Source organism: Coprococcus sp. RTP31081st1_H1_RTP31081_211007 (assembly GCF_040227275.1).
In the GTDB taxonomy this organism is placed as follows: Bacteria; Bacillota; Clostridia; order Lachnospirales; family Lachnospiraceae; genus Coprococcus; species Coprococcus aceti.
Window position 1 is genome coordinate 37,547 of the sequence record NZ_JBEHVP010000001.1, and the last position, 15,078, is coordinate 52,624.

The following is a 15,078-nucleotide window of genomic DNA, read 5'->3' on the forward strand; positions in this document are numbered from 1 at the left end:
CCATGCTGTCGTATCGGATTATGTGTCTGAGGCGTAATGTTAGCATAATGATAAGATGATGGTTCAGAATGTATATTGTCAGTTGTTTACATGGTATGTATAGAGGTGGATATAGTGACTGGAAAAAGTTTTATTTCAAAATTAAAGTCAAAACACAAGGGGAACGCAAAACTGTTCCCTTATGACGAGGCAAAGCATGAGGCTGTCATCAGATGTTCTATCTGCACCGGAGAACAGGTAGCTGGATTCAGGAGCAGAGAGGACGGGAACTTTGTGGGTGTGATGGTGATACAGTCGGAGAAGGATCTGGAGAATTTTAAGAGACTTTACCGGGTGGATGATGTGAAGAAGATATATTGAATACAGTTTGTAAAACTATCGCTGTAGCGATATAACAAACATACAGGGTTTTGTGTTGTAAGACGGAGGATTTGCTACAAATATAAATATAATTCACTTTGTCAAGAAAAAACACTTGACAACCCACCCTGCCTGTATTAGAATAGCCCATGGTAAAGCAAAAACACTTTACATGCAAGTGCGTTACGGAGAGTTTGTTATGGAGAAGATAGTCAGACAGTCTATGTTATATGATTTTTATGGTGAGCTGCTCACAGAGCATCAGAAGAGCGTGTACGAGGATGTTGTGAACAATGACATGTCTTACTCAGAGATAGCGAGACTCAACAACATAAGCAGACAGGGCGTATATGATATGGTAAGGCGCTGTGACAAGATTCTCGAGGAGTATGAGGAGAAGCTTATGCTGGTACATAAGTTCATGAAGGCACAGGAACAGGTTCAGAAGATCAAGGAATGTGCGGATGAGCTCAAGGCGATGAACTCGGATGAACGGCTTGCGGGCAGAATTGAAGATATAGTGAATTATTCAGATAAGATACTCGAAGATTTCTGATGATAGATAATATCAGAAGGGAGAATGTCTATGGCATTTGACAGTTTATCAGATAAACTGCAGAACGTTTTTAAGAAGCTGAGAAGCAAGGGCGTACTTACTGAGGATGATGTCAAGGAGGCTATGAAGGAAGTCAAGAGAGCACTTCTCGAGGCGGATGTCAACTTCAAGGTCGTAAAGTCATTTGTCAAGTCGGTGAGTGACAGAGCTGTAGGAGAGGAAGTCCTCAAGGGTCTGAATCCTGGACACATGGTCATCAAGATAGTCAAGGAAGAGATGGATAAGCTCATGGGCTCTGAGATGACAGAGATCAAGCTCAGACCATCCAATGAGATCACGATCATCATGATGTGTGGACTTCAGGGAGCAGGTAAGACCACCACGGCGGCAAAGCTTGCATATCAGTTCAAGAACAAAGGCAAGAAGCCACTTCTTGTGGCATGTGATGTATATAGACCGGCGGCTATCAAGCAGCTGCAGGTGAATGGTGAGAAGGTTGGAGTTCCTGTGTTTGCCATGGGAGACAACAACAAGCCACTGGATATTGCGAAGGCGGCAGTACAGCATGCAGCCAAGAACAATATCAATCTCGTATTTCTCGACACGGCAGGTCGTCTTCATGTCGATGAGGATATGATGGATGAGCTTGCAGAGATAAAGGAGAATCTGGACATTGCCTACACCATATTGACAGTAGATTCTATGACAGGTCAGGATGCGGTCAATGTAGCGACAACGTTCAATGACAAGATAGGTATAGATGGTGTCATCCTTACAAAGTTGGATGGTGATACCAGAGGCGGTGCTGCACTGTCGATCAAGGCAGTCACAGGCAAGCCGATCCTGTACTCAGGTATGGGAGAAAAGCTTACAGATCTGGAACCATTTTATCCGGATCGTATGGCAAGCCGAATCCTCGGCATGGGTGATGTTGAGTCGCTCATAGAGAAAGCCCAGTCGGCTATCGATGAGGAGAAGGCAAAGGAGATGGAACAGAAGTTCCGCAAAGCAAGTTTTGATTTCAACGATTTTCTTGATCAGATGGCTCAGCTCGAGCAGATGGGTGGCATGCAGGAGATCCTTTCGATGATGCCAGGCATGGCAAGTCAGATGAAGAATGTTGAGATAGATGAGAACGCTGCTAAAACACCAAAAGCAATCATTCAGTCCATGACACCGAGAGAGCGTTCACTCCAGGATCCGATATCGCCGTCAAGAAAGAAACGTATCGCAGATGGAGCAGGTGTCCAGATAGCAGATGTGAATCGCTTCCTTAAACAGTTTGAACAGTCTAAGAAGATGATGAAGCAGATGTCAGGCATGATGGGCGGAAAGAGAAGACGCGGTGGTTTTAAAATGCCTTTTGGCTTAAGATAATTAATATTTAGGAGGAACAAGAACAATGGCAGTAAAGATTAGATTAAGAAGAATGGGTTATAAGAAGCATCCTTTCTACAGAGTGATCGTAGCAGATTCAAGATCACCAAGAGATGGTAGATTCATCGAGGAGATCGGAACATATGATCCTAACCAGGAGCCATCAGTAGTAAAGATTGACGAGGAGGCTGCTAAGAAGTGGTTAGCTACTGGAGCACAGCCAACTGAGTCAGTTGCAAAGTTATTAAAGCAGGCAGGTATCGAGAAGTAATTTTACGGATGTATCAGCTTTTCTATGAAAAGCTGATATGCAGCGCCAGCCATCGACGAAGTCGATTTTGCATGGCTGGTGTTCCATTTGGGAGGTATAGAGATGAAAGATTTAGTAGAAATCATTGCAAAGTCCCTAGTAGATCATCCTGAGCAGATAGCTGTAACCGAGACTGAAGAAGACGGCATAATAAAGATAGACCTTACAGTCGCACCAGAAGACATGGGTAAGGTAATCGGCAAGCAGGGCAGAATAGCCAAATCCATCCGTACAGTTGTCAAGGCAGCTGCTTCAAAGGGTGATAAGAAGGTTGTCGTTGATATTAAGTAGAACTGCATAGGCAGGATAAGTGGTATTTCTTAATCTTCATATGACAGAGGATTTTATTACCGAGTTAAGAGGGGGAGTTTATACTCCCCCTTATATTATATGTCACAGGCGTAGGCCTGATGACCTACGCGCGCCTCAGCGTGCTACCATATTTATATAGGAGATAGCATGGAACATAACACAGAAGACAGACTCAGAGTAGGAGTGATAACCTCAAGCCATGGTATAAAGGGCGAGGTTAAGGTATATCCGACAACGGATGACAATGATCGTTTCAAGACCTTGAAGAAGTGCTATCTGTCAAATGGCAGAGAGACTTTGGAGGTTAATTGTACATCTTGCAAATTTTTGAAAAATATGGTTATTCTTAAGTTCAAAGAATACGATAACATAAATGATATAGAGCGTTTTAAGAACTATGACATACTTGTTGACAGGGAGGATGCAGTTCCTCTCATGGATGGAGAGTTCTTCATCTGTGATGTCCTTGACGCTGATGTATATGATCAGAATGACGAGCACATAGGAATCCTTGACGACGTGCTGGAGACTCCGGCAAATGATGTATTTGTCGTTAAGAAGGATGATGGCAGCGAGATCCTTATACCTGTAGTACCGGATTTCGTGTTCGATGTTGACACAGAGAATAAGAAGGTCAAGGTCAGAACATTTGAGATGGTAGAAGCAGATGATTCAGATGACGAGGATTGATCGCATACAGACGTTTGGTGAGATGATGAACATATACTAGGAGCGGACTATGAATTTTTATATTTTGACACTTTTCCCCGAGATGGTTATGAATGGACTTTCAACGAGTATCACGGGAAGGGCCATAGAGTCGGGAAAACTTCATATAGAAGCTATAAATATAAGAGATTACACCCAGGATAAACACAATCATGTGGATGATTACCCATATGGGGGAGGTGCAGGCATGGTCATGCAGGCGCAGCCTGTGTATGATGCATACACGGCACTGGTGGAGAAGCTTGGCAGAAAACCATGGGTCATATATATGACTCCGCAGGGAAGAACCTTCAATCAGGGTATTGCACAGGAGCTCTCGGAGAAGGAGGACATAGTTCTTCTGTGTGGTCATTACGAGGGAATAGATGAGAGGGTCCTTGAGATGATAGTCGATGACTATATGTCCATAGGCGATTTTGTGCTGACTGGCGGAGAACTTCCAGCCATGGCTATCGTGGATGCTGTATCCAGACTTGTTCCAGGTGTGCTGAACAATGAGGACAGTGCTGAGATAGAGACATTTTATAACAATCTGCTTGAGTATCCGCAGTACACCAGACCTCCTGAATTCATGGGGAAGAAGGTTCCGGATGTACTGCTTTCGGGCAACCATAAGCTCATAAATGAGTGGCGACTTGAACAGTCTATCACCAGGACGAAGGAGCACAGGCCGGACATGTACGAGAAGTATATGATCGAGAATCCTCCTAAGGAGAAAAAGAAACGAAGAAAATAGCAGGTTGCCACCTGTGGTCTTAAGGTGGTATACTAAGAGATGGCAGAATTCGAGGTTATTCGAATTCTGCCATAACCTTGTGGAGACGCGACTGCAGGGCATACACAAATACAAGGAAGAACAAGGAGACAAAAGATTATGAAACGCAGATTACTTATGACTATGATGGCTATGGTTCTTGCATTCTCATTTACAGGATGTGGAAACAAGAAGGCAGACGAGACGACGGCAACCACAGAGGCTGCATCAGAGGTGAAGGATGAGTTCATCAAGTTTGTTGGAACAGATATCCCTAAGATGGATACAGAGGAAGCGGAGATCATGAAGAAGTTCAACTCATATTTTGCTGAGGGAACTGCTGTTGATACAGATGCTCTGCTCAAGGATTTGACAGACAATCTGCTTCCAAATTATAAGACATTTCTTGACGACGTACAGGCTATAGAAGTCAAGACCGACGAGGTGAAGGCGCTCAAGGATCAGTATTATGATGCCATGAATGCACAGTATGAGGCTATGCAGAAGGTTGAGGCTGCTGTTAAGGATAAGAACAAGGACATCCAGACAGAGGCACAGAAGCTTCTCTCAGACGCCCAGAGCAAGTATACAGCATACAATGACGCAGTATATGCACTTGCCCAGAAGGAGAATGTAACGTTGAACGGCGAGATAGCAACAACTGCAACCAGTGAGGCAGGAAGCACAACAGAGGCCAACACAGAGGCTATAGATCCAAGCGAGGCCATGACAGATGAGGTTGAGACAACAGAGGCAGCGCAGTAGTATTTAAGATATAGAAGAATATTTTGAAAAGCAGTGGATACATGAGTGTGTTCACTGCTTTTTTGCTGTGGTATACTGTAAAAAATATGCTCAGTTCACATTTTTTACAAATATCAATGTTATATTGAGATAAATTGGATATTATTCTATATGTGGAGGTACGATATGGATTCAATAAAGGTTCTTATGGTTGATGATGAGAGCAGAATGAGGAAGCTTGTCAAGGACTTCCTCACAAGAGAGGGGTATATGGTTCTTGAGGCCGGAGATGGTGAACAGGCCCTGGATATATTCATGAATGACAAGAATATATCTCTTGTAATACTTGATGTCATGATGCCTAAGATGGACGGATGGGAGACTCTTAAGGAGATAAGAAAGTTCTCACAGGTTCCGGTTATCATGCTTACCGCGAAGGCAGATGAGCGCGATGAGCTCCAGGGCTTTGATCTGGGAGTAGATGAGTACATAACGAAGCCGTTCAGTCCCAAGATACTTGTTGCCAGAGTTGCAGCGATACTCAGAAGAACAACGGATGCCGCTTCAGATGAGAAGCTTGTAGCCGGAGGTATTGAGATGAATCTGTCGGCTCATGTGGTGACGATAGATGGCAAGCCGGTTGAGCTCAGCTTCAAGGAGTTCGAGCTGCTTCAGTATTTTATCACGAACAAGGGCGTGGCATTGTCGAGAGAGAAGATACTCAACAATGTATGGAACTATGATTACTTTGGCGATGCTAGAACCATAGACACGCATGTCAAGAAGCTCAGAAGCAAGATGGGAGATAAGGGCGAATATATCAAGACTATATGGGGAATGGGCTATAAATTCGAGGTAGAGTGATGAAGAAATCAAAAAGGACATCGATCAGGACCAAGATAACGTTGTCTCTGGCTGCGACCATACTTATCATGGTGGTTATGTCGTGTGCTATAACCATGATCTTTATCAAGAAGTATTTCTATCACAGCATGGAACAGATGCTGCTGGATACATACAATTCCTGCAATGAACTGTTCGGACGGGATGAGGATATAGACAGTAAAGAGCTGGCGAATGATGTGATCAATCAGTCAGGTGCGATGATATTTATCTTTGACAGTGTGAATATGCATGTGTACACGACGGTTAACGAGGAGGCTGCGGTATATAACAATCTGTCATTTATAGCAGACTACTTCAATTACAGCGGTGGAAAGAATCCGGACAATCCGAAGATAAAGAGAAAGCAGATTGAGAAGACAGATAAATATGATATACAGATCACAAATGACAGGAATACAGGCAACAGCTATTATGACGTTGTCGGATTCCTTGACAATGGTTTTGTTGTCATCATCAGAAAACCTATTTCCAGTGTGGACTCAACGATAGTTACATCTTTGAAGTTCTTTTTATTGGTGTTCTCAGTGGTGGCACTGCTTGGATTTGTGATGGTTTATTTTATAAGCAATGCGGTTGCAAAGCCGATAAAGAATCTTGCGTCGGTTGCCAATCGTATGGCACAGCTTGATCTCGATGTGAAGGTGGATCACGCATCCAACGATGAGATTGGTGAGCTGGCGGACAGTATGAACGAGATGTCATATCAGCTGAGGAACACGCTGACAGAGCTTCAACAGGCAAATGCTAAGCTGCAGACGGATATTGATGAGAAGGTACAGATAGATGAGATGAGGAAGGAGTTCCTGTCCCATGTGTCCCATGAACTCAAGACTCCTATAGCTCTCATACAGGGATACGCCGAGGGCCTTAAGGACAATGTTATAGAGGATGATGAGAGCAAGGAGTTTTACTGTGATGTCATTCTGGACGAAGCTGGCAAGATGAATAAGCTTGTCAGACAGTTACTTGATCTGAATGAGCTTGAATTTGGAGTGGACAGGGTTCATCCTGTGGTATTTGACATAGATGCACTCATAAAGAATGTAGTGGATTCATCATCCATTCTGGTGGAGCAGAACCATGCGGAAGTTGAGCTGGCGGATGAGCTGAATGATGTGTGCAACGTATATGCAGATGAGTTCATGATAGAGCAGGTATTCACCAATTATTTTACAAATGCACTTCATTACTGCAACGATGGAGGCAAGGTCAGAGTGTGGACGGCGAATAAGGACTATGATCAGCCGAGAAGGACTGAGGATGGACTCGTCACAGGCAACTTGAGAGTATTTGTATATGATGAGGGACCGAACATTCCTGACGATGAGCTTGATAAGGTATTCATTAAGTTCTATAAGGTGGACAAGGCGAGGACGAGAGAGTATGGTGGAAGCGGTATTGGACTTTCTATAGTTGCGGCGTCCATGGCGGCTCACAACAAGAACTATGGTGTTTACAATGTGGAGAATGGAGTGGTATTCTACTTCGACCTTGATATCATACAGCAGGATGATGGCGAACCGGAAATGATACCGGAGAATAGCGCAGATAACACGTCAGAACAATAAATACTTTGCAAGGAGGAAACTTTTAGGCTATAATTCTAAGGGTTTCCTTTTTCTGTTGGATTCTGGCATCTGCAAATATATTTATAAAATGGGAGAAGATTATGTCATATAGTGCAAAAAACATTGAGGTGTTAAAGGGACTTGAGCCGGTAAGACTGAGACCGGGAATGTACATCGGCAACACAGGGCGAAGCGGACTGAACCACCTCATACAGGAGCTTATAGACAACTCGGTGGATGAGCATCTGGCGGGGTATTGTAACAATATATGGGTGAGCATCAACGAGGATGGCTCGGCAACCGTGTCTGACGATGGACGAGGCGTTCCTGTCGATATACATGAGCAGGAGGGAATTCCTGCGGAGCGTGTTGTATACACAGTGTTGCATGCAGGTGGCAAGTTTAACAGCTCCACCTACAAGATAAGCGGCGGACTTCACGGAGTAGGTTCTGCAGTTGTAAATGCACTGTCTAACAAGCTTATAGTAGATGTTGCCAGGGATGGCTACCTCTATCACGATACATACGAGAAGGGAATACCGACAACTGAACTTGTTGATGGTATGCTTCCAAAGACAAAACTCAAGGAAAAGAGAACAGGTACGACGGTAACACTCTATCCTGATGATACAATATTTGAGACAGTAAAGTTCAAGGCGGACGCCATCAAGCAGAGGATTAAAGAGACAGCATATCTGAATCCGAATCTTACGATCACATTCCAGAACAAGAGGGATGGCGAGGAGCCTATAGTGTTCCATCAGCCAGGGGGACTTGCAGCATTTGTTGAGGATATATCCCAGGGACTCACACATACATCACCGGTTGTCGCCATATCGGGGGAGAAGGACGGAATCGCCGCAGATATAGTATTTCTGATGACGGAGGACGGCGAGGAGAATATCATAGGATTTACCAACAATATCACGAATCCTGAAGGTGGAACCCATGTGACAGGATTCAAGTCAGCATTTGCCAAGCTTATCAATAATTATGCGAGAAATGAGCTTGGAACTCTGAAAGAGAAGGATTCCAATCTGACAGGTGCAGATATAAGATCTGGCATGCAGGCTATCATATCCGTGAAGCATCCGGATCCGCAGTTCGAGGGACAGACTAAGACAAAGCTTTCCAACACGGACGTGTCAAAGGCCGTCGACGATATCGTGAAGGAACAGCTCACAGTTTATTTTGACAGAAATTATGATGTGCTGAAGGATATAGTGGACAGGGCGGTGGCTCTCTCCAAGAGAAAGGCGCTTGAGAAGTCCAAGATCAATATAAACAAGTTTTCATTTGAGGGAAATGGCAAGCTTGCAAAGCAGGAGTCCTCAGATTCGTCTAAATGCGAGATATTCATAGTCGAGGGAGATTCGGCGGGAGGCTCAGCCAAGACCGCGAGAAACAGAAAGTATCAGGCAATACTTCCACTTAGAGGTAAGATACTCAACGTGGAGAAGAAGCCTGTTGCAAAGGTGCTTGAGAATGCCGAGATCAAAGCACTCATCAATGCATTTGGCTGTGGCTTCATGCAGGGATACGGCAATGATTTCGATATAAGCAAGCTGAATTACGACAAGATAATCATCATGACTGATGCCGATGTGGATGGTGCCCACATAGCGACACTTCTGCTTACATTCTTTTATAGATTTTATCCTGACCTTATCAGCGAGGGACATATATACATAGCTATTCCGCCTCTCTACAGAGTTGGCGAGGGCAAGAACATCAAATATCTGTACTCAGATGATGAGCTTGCAAAGTACAGAAAGACACACACGAACAAGTTCACGATCCAGAGATACAAGGGACTCGGTGAGATGGATGCAGACCAGCTCTATGAGACGACCATGAACCCTGAGACAAGACTTTTAAAGCAGGTATCAGTGAACAGCCGTGTTGAGGCAAATCAGCTCACACAGACGCTCATGGGAACTGAGGTTGCGCCTAGAAGAGAGTACATAGAGACACACAGTGCGGATGCGGTGCTAGATATATAAAAGTGATATTTTGGAATGCTTAGCAGCGCGTTTTCACAGTTTGTATTATGAAAGGGATAGATCATGTCGGAAAAGATATTAAATGTAGATTATGAGAGCGAGATGGGACAGTCCTATGTGGATTATTCCATGTCGGTTATAACAGAGAGAGCGCTCCCGGATGTAAGGGATGGATTAAAGCCTGTCCAGAGAAGAATACTTTACTCACTGGATGGTCTTGCAGGTTCCGACAAGCCACACAGAAAATGTGCGAGAATAGTCGGAGATACAATGGGTAAATACCACCCACACGGAGACAGCTCCATATATGAAGGACTTGTAAATATGGCACAGAACTGGAAGCTGCCGATACCACTTGTTGATCCACACGGCAACTTTGGTGCGGTGGACGGTTCCGGTGCGGCTGCCATGCGATACACTGAGGCGCGTATATCTAAGTACACAGAGGATGTGTGCATGAAGGATCTTCCGTTTTTCAAGGATCAGTTCATACCGAACTTTGACGGAACGGAGACAGAACCGACTTTCCTGCCTTTCCAGGTACCCAATATCCTGGTGAGCGGTTCAACCGGTATCGCCGTAGGTATGGCGACAAATATTCCTACACATAATCTCGGTGAGGTCATAGACGCAACTGTTGCATATCTGAATGATCCTGAGATAGAGCTTGAGGACCTGTTAAAACTCATGCCGGGACCTGATTTTGCCACAGGTGGAATCATCAATGCCACACCTGAGGAACTGTACAATGTGTATGCCACAGGACTTGGCAAGATCAAGGTGCGCGGTAAGGTAGAGGTCAGGGATATCGGATACGGAAGAAAGAGTATCTGTGTCACAGAGCTTCCATATACCATGATCGGAGGCACCGCCAAGTTCCTCGATACTGTTGCAGAGCTTGTCAGGAACAGAGAACTTCCAGCTGTCGTGGATATTGCGGACAGAGGAGACAAGAACGGTGAATGTCTGTGTATCGATGTGAAGAAGGGAACTTCTGATGAGGAGATACAGAACATTATCAATATATTATATAAGAAGGCAGCCCTTGAGGATACATTTGGCGTGAATATCAACTGCATCAACAACGGCAAGCCGGAGGTAATGGGACTCAAGAAGATACTGAAGGTGTACACAGATTTCAAGTACGGTCTGTATGACACGAAGTACAGAAAGCTTCTTGCACAGCAGGAGGAGATCAGAGAGATCAAGATGGGACTCCTCACAGCTGTCGATTGCATAGACCTGATCATAGAGATACTCCGCGGAAGTACAAAGGTTGCAGATGCCAAGGCGTGTCTCATGCACGGCGATACATCAAACGTTAAGTTCAGATTCAAGGGCTCAGAGGCGGATGCAAAGTTCCTGTGTTTCACAGAGAAACAGGCGGATGCGATACTTGCCATGAGACTTCAGAAGCTCATAGGTCTGGAGATCAATGCTCTCAAGAAAGAGCTGGCAGACGCAGAGAAGCTCATCAAGAAGTATACAAGGCTCATGGAGTCCAGGGATGCCATGAAGCAGCAGATGATAGATGACATGCTTGAGATCAAGGCCAAGTATGCTATACCTAGAAGAACACAGATCCATGACTATGGAACTGTTGTTGTGAAGAAGGCTGAGGTTGTGGCTACAGATGTGGCTGTACTTCTTGATAGATTCTATTACATCAAGGTCGTAGATGCAAATGTATACGAGAAGAACATAGAGCAGATCACGAAGGACTACAGATTCGCGGTTAAGTGTCAGAATCTTGACAGGATAGCGGTATTTGCCGACAATAATCAGGTGTATACCATCAAGGTCGCCGACATCATCAAGCTTCAGGCGAAGAAGAACACCAGCAAGAAGGGCGGCGGAAGCCTCATAGGACGTCTTGCCGACAAGGGAATCCAGGTGTTCGAGTTCTGCAACATGAACGGTGACGAGAATATCCTGTTCATGGACTGCATAGAGCATTTTGTGACTGACAAGTTGCTGTTCGTCAGCAGGCAGGGCCTTGCCAAGGTTGTTGACGGCTCCGCATTTGACACCACAAGGCGTGCTGCAAATGCTTCAAAAGTCGGTGATGATATAATTTACATAGGTAAATTCTCTGATGGAGATTTTATTATTGCACAGTCAGAAAAAGGATATTACATAAGAGTTGATATCTCCGAGATTCCTGAAAAGGGCAAGGGCGCAGCGGGAGTCAAGCTCATCAACTTAGAGGGTGACGATGTCCTTGAGTCGGTATTTGTGGGAAGCACGAAGGATAACTTCAAGGTTGGCGACAACGAGATAATCTTCACCAGAGTTAAGCCGGGTAAGCGCGGCGGCAAGGGAAGTAAGCTGAGGTTCTAATACATTGCATGCATGAGCAGAATATCTATTATAATATAGGCATAAGATAATACAGATACTTGACGTACGGTTTTCTGTACGGTACAATATAAGTACAGAAAGCTGTACGTGAATCTGAGGAGGTGTTCTTATGTTAGCTGTTAATTATACAAACTTACGCGATAATATGAAAAAGTATATGGATAAAGTTACAGATGATTATGAAACAATGATTGTAACTCGTAAGGATAATAAAAATGTTGTTATGCTGTCTGAAGAGGCATATAATAACCTGATGGAAAATGTGTATGTAATGGGAAATAAAGCCAATTATGATTGGTTAATGGAATCAAAAGCACAGCTTGAAAAAGGAAACTTTGCTGTTCATGATCTGACGGAGGTATCTGCGGATGAATAAGGTCTTTACTGATAATGGTTGGAAAGACTATGTTTATTGGCAGACGGAAGACAGAAAGACATTAAAGAAAATAAATAGTCTTATAGAAGATATATGCAGAAATGGAAATGAAGGCATTGGCAAGCCTGAACCATTAACTGGAAATCTGACTGGTTTCTGGAGCAGACGAGTAAATGATAAAGACAGAATAATATACAAGATTGACGATACTAATGTATATATTCTTGCTTGCAAATATCATTATAGTGACAGATAGACTAAGTGAGATATGGCCTATGACAACATTAAGAAAGAGTACAATAATGGAAAAGACTCGATATGAAAGGACAAAACAGATGATTTCAATTTTGGATTATGACGCAGGTAACATAAAGAGTGTTGAGAAGGCAGTCCAGTATCTCGGCGAGGAGGCTGTCATCACAAGGGACAGAGATGTGATCATGGCGAGTGACAAGGTTATCTTACCTGGAGTTGGAAGCTTTGGGGACGCTATGGGAAAGATCAGGGAGTACGGCCTTGAGAATGTCATCTATGATGTTGTGGATGCAGGCAAGCCGTTTCTTGGGATATGTCTTGGACTTCAGCTTCTGTTTAAGACCAGCGAGGAGTCGCCGGAGGCAACAGGACTTGGAATCCTTGATGGTGAGATACTCCGCATACCGGATGCACCGGGACTTAAGATACCACAGATTGGATGGAACAACCTTGAGATAAATCCAAAGGCAAGACTTTTTAAGGGGCTTCCTGAGAATCCATATGTTTATTTTGTTCATTCATATTATCTGAAGGCAAAGAATCCTGAGGATGTGGCAGCGTCCACATTCTATTCAACACAGATTCATGCATCTGTGGAGCACGGCAATGTATTTGCATGTCAGTTCCATCCTGAGAAGAGCTCAGAGGTTGGACTTAAGATACTGAAGAATTTTATAGAGCTGGAGGTGTAGGACATGCATACAAAGAGAATAATACCTTGTCTTGATGTGAAGAACGGACGAGTTGTAAAGGGCGTAAATTTCGTAAATCTTATAGACGCCGGGGATCCGGTTGCGGTTGGTGCAGCCTATGACAAGGCGGGAGCTGATGAGCTTGTATTCCTTGACATAACAGCTTCCTCAGATCAGAGAAATATTGTGGTTGATATGGTAAGGCGTGTGGCTGAGACTATATTCATCCCATTTACAGTGGGCGGCGGAATCAGAACAGTGGATGATTTCAAGGCGATACTCAGAGAGGGTGCGGACAAGATATCCGTGAACTCAGCAGCTATAGATAACCCTACACTCATAGCAGATGCAGCGGATAAGTTTGGAAGTCAGTGCGTTGTGCTTGCCATCGATGCAAAGAGGCGCGATGACGGTTCTGGCTGGAATATATACAAGCATGGTGGACGTATCGATTGCGGAATAGATGCAGTTGAGTGGGCCATGAAGGCCGCAGAGCTTGGAGCTGGAGAGATATTGCTTACCAGCATGGACTGCGATGGAACAAAGGCTGGGTATGACATAGAACTCACCAGAACCATAGCAGACAACGTGAACATCCCGGTTATAGCTTCAGGCGGTGCGGGAACAAAGGATCATTTCTACGACGCCCTGACAGAGGGCGGTGCGGATGCAGCCCTTGCGGCATCTCTGTTCCACTATAAAGAACTTGAGATAGGAGATCTGAAGAGATACCTTCAGGACAAGGGAATTCCTATGAGACTGTAGCGATTTCTATATCAATCTTACGACACAGAATGATCGGAATGGATACCTATTCAGAGATTATTTTCCTAAAAATATATATGATAGAAGAAATAAAGATACAAAATTTTCCTAAGACAAGGTTAAATCATCAAAAAGGGAGAAATATGAGGTAAATATTTGATGATTTATCCCTTTTTGATCGAAAAAGGCTTGTTTAGGAAAATTTTGTATCTTTTGCTTTTTAATATGACTTATTAGGAAAAATTACTGTTCGATATATGTTGCATTTCCGTCAGCGGCGGTGCCGGATGTATCTGAAAGGTCATCATCCAGGTAAGGATTGCCTGTGTCAACACCCTCAGCATGCAGGGCGTCATTAAGCCATGGGTCGCTGTAGTCTTCAACGTTCATGTTGTTAAATACATATTTCCCATTCTTGTCAAAGAAGAGCTCTGCCCATCCGCAGCTCTCAGGTGTACCTCCTATGAGGATGACGCTGTGTGAGCCGTCCGCATTCTTGATCTCATGACGGAAATATTTGTCAGGACCGCACTGGTCGGTGATATCTTTTTTGGTATCTCCGAGAACAAGGTAGAGACGACCATTTTCAACTTTTGTGTACCCATTGACATCATCTGTAGATATGGTGAACTGTATGGAGTTTCCCTCGCTGTTTTCCTCGTATGTCACCTCGGTGCCATTTGCCAGGTGGAATGTCTGCTTTATGTAGTCGATGGCTGCTGAGACGGTTGTCCTTGTCGCTGGGATGCACAGTAGGACTGCGCACACAGCGGCGGCAATGGCTGAATACTTTCCTATGCGGATGAGCTTTCGTCCAGATCTGCCAGTCTGGGACTGCTCAGCAAGCTTTGCGCGTATAACATCCTTGTTTTCCTGAGACATAGTCACATTATCCATAGTTTTAGTGTACAAGTCTGTAAATTTGCTGTCATCAGAATCATCAGACGTGTTATATGTATTTGAGTTTTGGAAATCATCAATATCGCTGATCTTGTCTTTGTTTGTCATAT

General features: G+C 44.2%; 17 protein-coding genes. 16 read left to right on the forward strand and 1 reads right to left on the reverse strand.

Annotation, left to right across the window (positions count from 1 at the left end; all coding sequences use genetic code 11):
• Window positions 1–114 precede the first annotated feature (114 nt).
• From ABUA31_RS00125 to hisF, 16 genes are all read left to right on the forward strand, one after another.
• A complete protein-coding gene (locus ABUA31_RS00125; protein ID WP_243002897.1) occupies window positions 115–360 on the forward strand; it encodes an aspartate dehydrogenase in 246 nt (81 codons plus the stop codon).
• 199 nt (window positions 361–559) lie between these two features.
• Window positions 560–916 (forward strand): YlxM family DNA-binding protein, encoded by a 357-nt coding sequence (gene ylxM / locus ABUA31_RS00130; RefSeq protein ID WP_022059475.1) that lies wholly within the window; start codon window positions 560–562, stop codon window positions 914–916.
• 30 nt (window positions 917–946) lie between these two features.
• On the forward strand, window positions 947–2,293 hold the full coding sequence (gene ffh / locus ABUA31_RS00135; RefSeq protein WP_349818318.1) for a signal recognition particle protein: 1,347 nt from the start codon (window positions 947–949) through the stop codon (window positions 2,291–2,293).
• 25 nt (window positions 2,294–2,318) lie between these two features.
• Window positions 2,319–2,564 (forward strand): 30S ribosomal protein S16, encoded by a 246-nt coding sequence (rpsP, locus tag ABUA31_RS00140; protein ID WP_004851225.1) that lies wholly within the window; start codon window positions 2,319–2,321, stop codon window positions 2,562–2,564.
• Between the two features lie 102 nt (window positions 2,565–2,666).
• On the forward strand, window positions 2,667–2,894 hold the full coding sequence (locus ABUA31_RS00145) for a KH domain-containing protein (RefSeq protein WP_004851223.1): 228 nt from the start codon (window positions 2,667–2,669) through the stop codon (window positions 2,892–2,894).
• 168 nt (window positions 2,895–3,062) lie between these two features.
• Window positions 3,063–3,605, forward strand: coding sequence for a ribosome maturation factor RimM (gene rimM, locus ABUA31_RS00150; RefSeq protein ID WP_015534851.1), 543 nt, complete (start codon window positions 3,063–3,065; stop codon window positions 3,603–3,605).
• A gap of 49 nt (window positions 3,606–3,654) precedes the next feature.
• Window positions 3,655–4,380 carry a tRNA (guanosine(37)-N1)-methyltransferase TrmD gene (trmD, locus tag ABUA31_RS00155; RefSeq protein WP_015534852.1) on the forward strand — a complete coding sequence of 242 codons (726 nt, stop codon included), beginning with the start codon at window positions 3,655–3,657 and terminating at the stop codon, window positions 4,378–4,380.
• Window positions 4,381–4,518: 138 nt separating this feature from the next.
• On the forward strand, window positions 4,519–5,163 hold the full coding sequence (locus tag ABUA31_RS00160) for a hypothetical protein (protein WP_022216568.1): 645 nt from the start codon (window positions 4,519–4,521) through the stop codon (window positions 5,161–5,163).
• Between the two features lie 165 nt (window positions 5,164–5,328).
• Window positions 5,329–6,006, forward strand: a complete 678-nt coding sequence (locus ABUA31_RS00165; protein WP_022216567.1) for a response regulator transcription factor — start codon at window positions 5,329–5,331, stop codon at window positions 6,004–6,006.
• Window positions 6,006–7,616: a sensor histidine kinase gene (locus tag ABUA31_RS00170; protein WP_022216566.1), complete on the forward strand. Its 1,611-nt coding sequence runs from the start codon at window positions 6,006–6,008 to the stop codon at window positions 7,614–7,616. Before ABUA31_RS00165 ends, ABUA31_RS00170 begins: the two co-directional genes overlap by 1 nt.
• A 101-nt stretch (window positions 7,617–7,717) precedes the next feature.
• Window positions 7,718–9,619 carry a DNA gyrase/topoisomerase IV subunit B gene (locus tag ABUA31_RS00175; protein WP_055273466.1) on the forward strand — a complete coding sequence of 634 codons (1,902 nt, stop codon included), beginning with the start codon at window positions 7,718–7,720 and terminating at the stop codon, window positions 9,617–9,619.
• 63 nt (window positions 9,620–9,682) lie between these two features.
• Window positions 9,683–11,959: a DNA gyrase subunit A gene (locus ABUA31_RS00180; RefSeq protein WP_055279995.1), complete on the forward strand. Its 2,277-nt coding sequence runs from the start codon at window positions 9,683–9,685 to the stop codon at window positions 11,957–11,959.
• Between the two features lie 130 nt (window positions 11,960–12,089).
• Window positions 12,090–12,356, forward strand: coding sequence for a type II toxin-antitoxin system Phd/YefM family antitoxin (locus ABUA31_RS00185; RefSeq protein ID WP_022216563.1), 267 nt, complete (start codon window positions 12,090–12,092; stop codon window positions 12,354–12,356).
• Complete coding sequence (locus tag ABUA31_RS00190; protein WP_349818319.1) at window positions 12,349–12,612, forward strand: Txe/YoeB family addiction module toxin; 264 nt, start codon at window positions 12,349–12,351, stop codon at window positions 12,610–12,612. Before ABUA31_RS00185 ends, ABUA31_RS00190 begins: the two co-directional genes overlap by 8 nt.
• Window positions 12,613–12,691: 79 nt before the next feature.
• A complete protein-coding gene (gene hisH, locus ABUA31_RS00195) occupies window positions 12,692–13,303 on the forward strand; it encodes an imidazole glycerol phosphate synthase subunit HisH (RefSeq protein WP_117549448.1) in 612 nt (203 codons plus the stop codon).
• A gap of 3 nt (window positions 13,304–13,306) precedes the next feature.
• A complete protein-coding gene (gene hisF / locus ABUA31_RS00200) occupies window positions 13,307–14,068 on the forward strand; it encodes an imidazole glycerol phosphate synthase subunit HisF (RefSeq protein ID WP_004851206.1) in 762 nt (253 codons plus the stop codon).
• A 243-nt stretch (window positions 14,069–14,311) separates the two neighbouring features.
• Here hisF and ABUA31_RS00205 read toward each other — a convergent pair whose 3' ends face one another.
• Window positions 14,312–15,076 carry a hypothetical protein gene (locus ABUA31_RS00205; RefSeq protein WP_349818320.1) on the reverse strand — a complete coding sequence of 255 codons (765 nt, stop codon included), beginning with the start codon at window positions 15,074–15,076 and terminating at the stop codon, window positions 14,312–14,314.
• Between the last annotated feature and the right edge of the window lie 2 nt (window positions 15,077–15,078).

What these genes read in the sequence shown, in the direction of transcription:
- ylxM (WP_022059475.1), top strand. Translation starts at nt 560, where the DNA reads ATGGAGAAGATAGTCAGACAGTCTATGTTATATGATTTTTATGGTGAG.
- ffh (WP_349818318.1), top strand. Translation starts at nt 947, where the DNA reads ATGGCATTTGACAGTTTATCAGATAAACTGCAGAACGTTTTTAAGAAG.
- rpsP (WP_004851225.1), top strand. Translation starts at nt 2,319, where the DNA reads ATGGCAGTAAAGATTAGATTAAGAAGAATGGGTTATAAGAAGCATCCT.
- ABUA31_RS00145 (WP_004851223.1), top strand. Translation starts at nt 2,667, where the DNA reads ATGAAAGATTTAGTAGAAATCATTGCAAAGTCCCTAGTAGATCATCCT.
- rimM (WP_015534851.1), top strand. Translation starts at nt 3,063, where the DNA reads ATGGAACATAACACAGAAGACAGACTCAGAGTAGGAGTGATAACCTCA.
- trmD (WP_015534852.1), top strand. Translation starts at nt 3,655, where the DNA reads ATGAATTTTTATATTTTGACACTTTTCCCCGAGATGGTTATGAATGGA.
- ABUA31_RS00160 (WP_022216568.1), top strand. Translation starts at nt 4,519, where the DNA reads ATGAAACGCAGATTACTTATGACTATGATGGCTATGGTTCTTGCATTC.
- ABUA31_RS00165 (WP_022216567.1), top strand. Translation starts at nt 5,329, where the DNA reads ATGGATTCAATAAAGGTTCTTATGGTTGATGATGAGAGCAGAATGAGG.
- ABUA31_RS00170 (WP_022216566.1), top strand. Translation starts at nt 6,006, where the DNA reads ATGAAGAAATCAAAAAGGACATCGATCAGGACCAAGATAACGTTGTCT.
- ABUA31_RS00175 (WP_055273466.1), top strand. Translation starts at nt 7,718, where the DNA reads ATGTCATATAGTGCAAAAAACATTGAGGTGTTAAAGGGACTTGAGCCG.
- ABUA31_RS00180 (WP_055279995.1), top strand. Translation starts at nt 9,683, where the DNA reads ATGTCGGAAAAGATATTAAATGTAGATTATGAGAGCGAGATGGGACAG.
- ABUA31_RS00185 (WP_022216563.1), top strand. Translation starts at nt 12,090, where the DNA reads ATGTTAGCTGTTAATTATACAAACTTACGCGATAATATGAAAAAGTAT.
- ABUA31_RS00190 (WP_349818319.1), top strand. Translation starts at nt 12,349, where the DNA reads ATGAATAAGGTCTTTACTGATAATGGTTGGAAAGACTATGTTTATTGG.
- hisH (WP_117549448.1), top strand. Translation starts at nt 12,692, where the DNA reads ATGATTTCAATTTTGGATTATGACGCAGGTAACATAAAGAGTGTTGAG.
- hisF (WP_004851206.1), top strand. Translation starts at nt 13,307, where the DNA reads ATGCATACAAAGAGAATAATACCTTGTCTTGATGTGAAGAACGGACGA.
- ABUA31_RS00205 (WP_349818320.1), bottom strand. Translation starts at nt 15,076, where the DNA reads ATGACAAACAAAGACAAGATCAGCGATATTGATGATTTCCAAAACTCA.